Here is a 4,308-nt window from a genome sequence, read left to right on the forward strand (position 1 = left end):
CCCGATCAGGGCGGCCCGGGTCTCCTCGGCCAGCACCGCGCCGCCGCCGAGGGCGAGCACGCCCGTGCCGGCGGCCAGCGCCGCGGCCACGGCGGCACGTTCCAGGGTACGGAAGTGCGCCTCACCCTCGTCGATGAAGATCTCCGGGATCGGCTTCCCGGCCATCTGCTCGATGTCGGTGTCGGTGTCGCGGAACTCCACGCCGAGGGTGGCGGCGAGCGCCCGCCCGACGGTGGTCTTGCCGCAGCCGGGCGCGCCGACCAGCACGACGACCGGTGCCATCAGCGGATGACCAGCGCGTCGAGGTACCCGGCCACGTTGCGGCGGATCTCGGCGATCGAGTCGCCGCCGAACTTCTCGGTGGCCGCCTCGGCGAGCACCAGCGCCACCATCGCCTCGGCGACCACCGCCGCGGCGGGCACCGCGCAGACGTCGGAGCGCTGGTTGATCGCGGTGGCCGGCTCGCCGGTGGTGATGTCCACGGTGGCCAGCGCCCGGTTCAGCGAGGAGATCGGCTTCATCGCGGCGCGGACCCGCAGCGGCTCACCGGTGGTGATGCCACCCTCCAGCCCGCCGGCCCGGTCGGTGACCCGGCGGACGCCGGTGGCCGACGGGATGATCTCGTCGTGCGCCTCCGAGCCGCGGGACCGGGCCTGCTGCCAGCCGTCGCCGATCTCCACGCCCTTGATCGCCTGAATGGACATCAGCGCGGTGGCCAGCCGGGCGTCGAGCTTGCGGTCCCACTGCACGTGGCTGCCCAGCCCCGGTGGCACCCCGTACGCCAGCACCTCGACCACGCCGCCGAGGGTGTCGGCGGCCTTCTTCGCGGCATCGACCTCGGCGACCATCAGGGCGCTGGCCTCCGGGTCGAGGCAGCGCAGCGGGTCGGCGTCGATCCGGGCGGCGTCGGACGGCGTCGGGCGCAGCCCTGGCTTCGCGGCCACCGGACCCAGCTCGACGACGTGCGAGACGATCTCGATGCCGAGCGCCTGACGGATCAGCGCCTTGGCGACCGTGCCGACGGCCACCCGGGCGGCGGTCTCCCGGGCGCTGGCGCGTTCCAGGATCGGCCGGGCGTCGGTGTGGCCGTACTTCTGCATGCCGGCCAGGTCCGCGTGGCCCGGCCGAGGGCGGGTCAGCGGGGCGTTGCGTGCCTGCCGGGCCAGCTCGTCGGGGTCGACCGGGTCGGCGGCCATCACGGTCTGCCACTTCGGCCACTCGGAGTTGCCGACCCGGATCGCCACCGGGCTGCCCAGGGTCACGCCGTGCCGCAGGCCGCCCAGCAGCTCGACCTCGTCCCGCTCGAACGACATCCGGGCACCCCGGCCGTAGCCCAGCCGCCGACGGGCCAGCTCGTCGGCGATCTCGGTGGTGGTCACCTCGATGCCGGCCGGCACCCCCTCCAACATCGCGACGAGGGCGGGACCGTGCGATTCACCTGCAGTCAGCCAGCGCAACACAGCGGTCAGTCTGTCACGGCGGGCCACCGCCCCGGCGCGCTCCCCGGGGCGTCCCGCCCAGCGGACGTCGCCGCCCGCTCGCGCAGGCGGCGGCTCAGATCCCCCGACCGCGCTTGTGCAGGGTGCGCAGCACCGCGTCGGCCCGGACCACCCGACCGGCGACGGCGAGGGCCAGGTAGGCGCGCGGCTCGCGGGGGTTGCTCCGCAGGGTGCGCCGGGCCCAGCGCAGCGCACCCCGGCGGTCGCCGGAGGCGGCCTGGGCGAACGCGATCTGCCCGGACACCCGGGCCTCGCCGGCCGGTTGACTGGCGAACTCCGGGTAGCGCCGCAGCAACCACTGCAACGCCTCGGAGATGGTGTCCCAGCGTTGCGCGAAGTACGAGCGCTTGTGCCAGCGGACCAGCACCGACGGCGTCCGCAGGTTGATCAGCGGGGCGCTGCGCGCGGCCCGGAGCAGGAACTCGTAGTCCTCCGCGTAGCTGCCCGGGATCTCCTCGTCGACCAGCCCGAACCCGTTGCGCAACGCGGTGGCGCGGATCAGGAAGGTCGACGGGTGCAGCTCCGTCATCCGGTCGCGGAGCAGGTCGTCCAGGGTGATCCGGTCCTTGTCGAGCACCCGGTCGACGGTGTGCCCGTCGTAGTTGACGCGGATGCCGCAGCAGACGAACTCGGCGGCCGGATCGCCGGCCAGCGCGTCGACCTGGGCGGCCAGCTTGCCGGGCAGCCACTCGTCGTCGTCGTCGCAGAACGCGACAAGCTCACCCTCGGCCGCGAGGGTGCCGCTGTTGCGCGCACCGGCCAACCCGGGGGTACGGGCGTTGCGGATCACCCGTACCGTACGGGCCGGGCCGCCGCCCAGCTTGGTCAGCGACTCGTCCGGCGCGGACTGGTCGAACACCACGACGACCTCGATCTGGCCCGGGTAGTCCTGTGCCAGGATCGCGCGCACCGCGGCCCGCAGCAGCTCGGGGCGGTCCCGGGTGGGCACCACGACGCTGACGCTCGGCTGCTGGGTCATCGAGTCTCCTTCGTACCCGGACGCGGCCGGGACCAGGCCCGCCACCGGGGTGGGCGCGGGGTCGAGCGGGCCACCAGGTCGTCGATGATCTGCCCGACCCGGGCCACCGCCGCCCGTCGTGCCTCGTGTGCCGCCGGGTCGGCGGCCACCGCGTACCGGGATGGATCGGCAACCCCGGCGGCCAACGCGTCGTGCAGCGCCTCCCGGGTCTCGCAGAGAGCCACCAGCCCGGCGGCGCCGAGCCGGCGGGCGAAGAGAAGCTGGTGGTTGTCGACGTGCTCGCCGCGAGCCGGATCGCGGGGCACCACGATGGGCAGGTGGCCGTGCCGGCGGGCCTCCAGGATGGTCGCCGGACCACCGTGGCAGACCACCAGGTCAGCGTCGATCATCGCCTGTTGCAACGCGTCGTGGCCGAGGAACGGCACCGCGCCGGGAAGCTGGGGCGCCCTGGTGTGCCCGTGCTGCACGGTCAGCCCGATCGGGCCGGCGGCCTGCGTGTGCCACTGGGCCACCCAGTCGACGAGCCGGTCGAAGGGGTGCTTGTCGGTGCCCACCGCGACCAGCAGTCGCAGCTGGGCGATCGGCGAGCTGTCGCGCTGGCGCGGCAGGCGGGCCGCCTCGGCGCTCGGCCGGGGTTGCGGACGCCGGGCGGTGCCGGTCTCCCCGGTCACAGCAGCGTCCCGACGACTGTCGCCTCGGGGTACTGCCGGCGCTGCTCGTCCCACTGCACGAGCATCGCGGAGAGGAACGGCCGGCAGAGCCGCGCGGTCAACGTCGGGGTGTCGATCCGGTCGTACACCTCGATGTAGACGGTCGGGATGCGCCGCAGCCGGGCCAGCACCACGAACGGCACCGCCACCCCGGCGCCGGTGGTGACCACGGCGGCGACCCGCCGTGCCCGCAGCACCTGCCAGGCCAGCAGCGCGTTGCGCAGCAGGTTCGGCACGTTGCGGGTGGTCGGGTGGTGCGCCGGGACCAGGTCCTCGCCGGCCAGCAGCGACACCGCCTCCGGGGTGTCGAAGGTGACCCAGCAGCGCCGCCACTGTTCGTACCAGGGCCGCAGGGCCAGTAGTTGGGCCAGATGGCCGCCGCTGGAGCCGACCAGCAGCAGCACCGGAGCCCCACTGTCGTCGTTCTTCGTGTCCACGCGACTCCCCACAAGTTCGCTTGGAATTTCAGTTCACGCCACGCAGAAGCAGATCACACGATCCCCGGTCGTTGAATAGCGCGACCGGCCGAGACGACGATCTCCACAGCGGGTGGTTCGGCGCACCGAACGTCCGAGGTCCATCGATCGTCATCACCACCTGCGATTTTGTCGTCACTCTACGGCGTGCCGTCGCCGCCGCGATTCCTCCCGATCAGCCGCTATGTCTTTTCTCGATGACGTCCAAGAGTGCGGGATGCAGGGCGGCGTTCCAGCCCGCGCCCGCGTCGGCCAGCCGCCAGGTCCGCAACCACATCTCCACCAGGTACGCGTCGGCGACGAGCCGGCGACGAGCCGCGTCGAGGCCGAGCCGCTCGCCGTGCCGGCCCAGGTACCCGTCGACTGCCGACGCGGCTGCGGCGGCCGGCTCCCCCCGCAGCACCAGGGCCCGCTGGAACGCGTCGTGCGCCAGGTCGAAACCGACCGGCACGTCCGGCCCGCTGTGCTCCCAGTCCCAGGCGACCAACCGGCCGGCGTGCCAGCCCAGGTTCCACGGCACCCAGTCACCATGCCAGTGACCGAACTCGACGCTGGTGTCGCCATGCCGGCGGGCCAGCGCGGATACCGCGGCGACCGCCCGTGCGCCGGCCGGCTCGGTAGCGGCGGCCCGGCCGGCCTGGTCG

General features: G+C 73.8%; 5 protein-coding genes and 1 pseudogene. All 6 read right to left on the bottom strand.

Going from position 1 to position 4,308, the window contains the following annotated elements; all coding sequences use genetic code 11:
• On the bottom strand, window positions 1-282 hold a 282-nt coding region (locus PSH25_RS29005; RefSeq protein ID WP_238662053.1), incomplete at its 3' end, for a shikimate kinase.
• Window positions 282-1,460 (bottom strand): chorismate synthase, encoded by a 1,179-nt coding sequence (aroC, locus tag PSH25_RS29010; RefSeq protein WP_238662054.1) that lies wholly within the window; start codon window positions 1,458-1,460, stop codon window positions 282-284. The genes aroC and PSH25_RS29005, both read right to left, overlap by 1 nt.
• A 94-nt stretch (window positions 1,461-1,554) precedes the next feature.
• Window positions 1,555-2,478 carry a glycosyltransferase family 2 protein gene (locus PSH25_RS29015; RefSeq protein WP_238662055.1) on the bottom strand — a complete coding sequence of 308 codons (924 nt, stop codon included), beginning with the start codon at window positions 2,476-2,478 and terminating at the stop codon, window positions 1,555-1,557.
• A complete protein-coding gene (locus tag PSH25_RS29020; RefSeq protein ID WP_238662056.1) occupies window positions 2,475-3,149 on the bottom strand; it encodes a glycosyltransferase in 675 nt (224 codons plus the stop codon). Before PSH25_RS29020 ends, PSH25_RS29015 begins: the two co-directional genes overlap by 4 nt.
• Window positions 3,146-3,625, bottom strand: coding sequence for a glycosyltransferase family 28 protein (locus PSH25_RS29025; protein WP_238662057.1), 480 nt, complete (start codon window positions 3,623-3,625; stop codon window positions 3,146-3,148). The genes PSH25_RS29020 and PSH25_RS29025 overlap by 4 nt, the downstream gene beginning before the upstream one ends.
• Before the next feature lie 214 nt (window positions 3,626-3,839).
• A pseudogene (locus PSH25_RS29030) lies at window positions 3,840-4,308 on the bottom strand (hypothetical protein); the annotation flags it as partial.

Origin of the sequence: Micromonospora foliorum (genome assembly GCF_022229015.1) — a bacterium.
Lineage (GTDB): Bacteria > Actinomycetota > Actinomycetes > Mycobacteriales > Micromonosporaceae > Micromonospora > Micromonospora foliorum.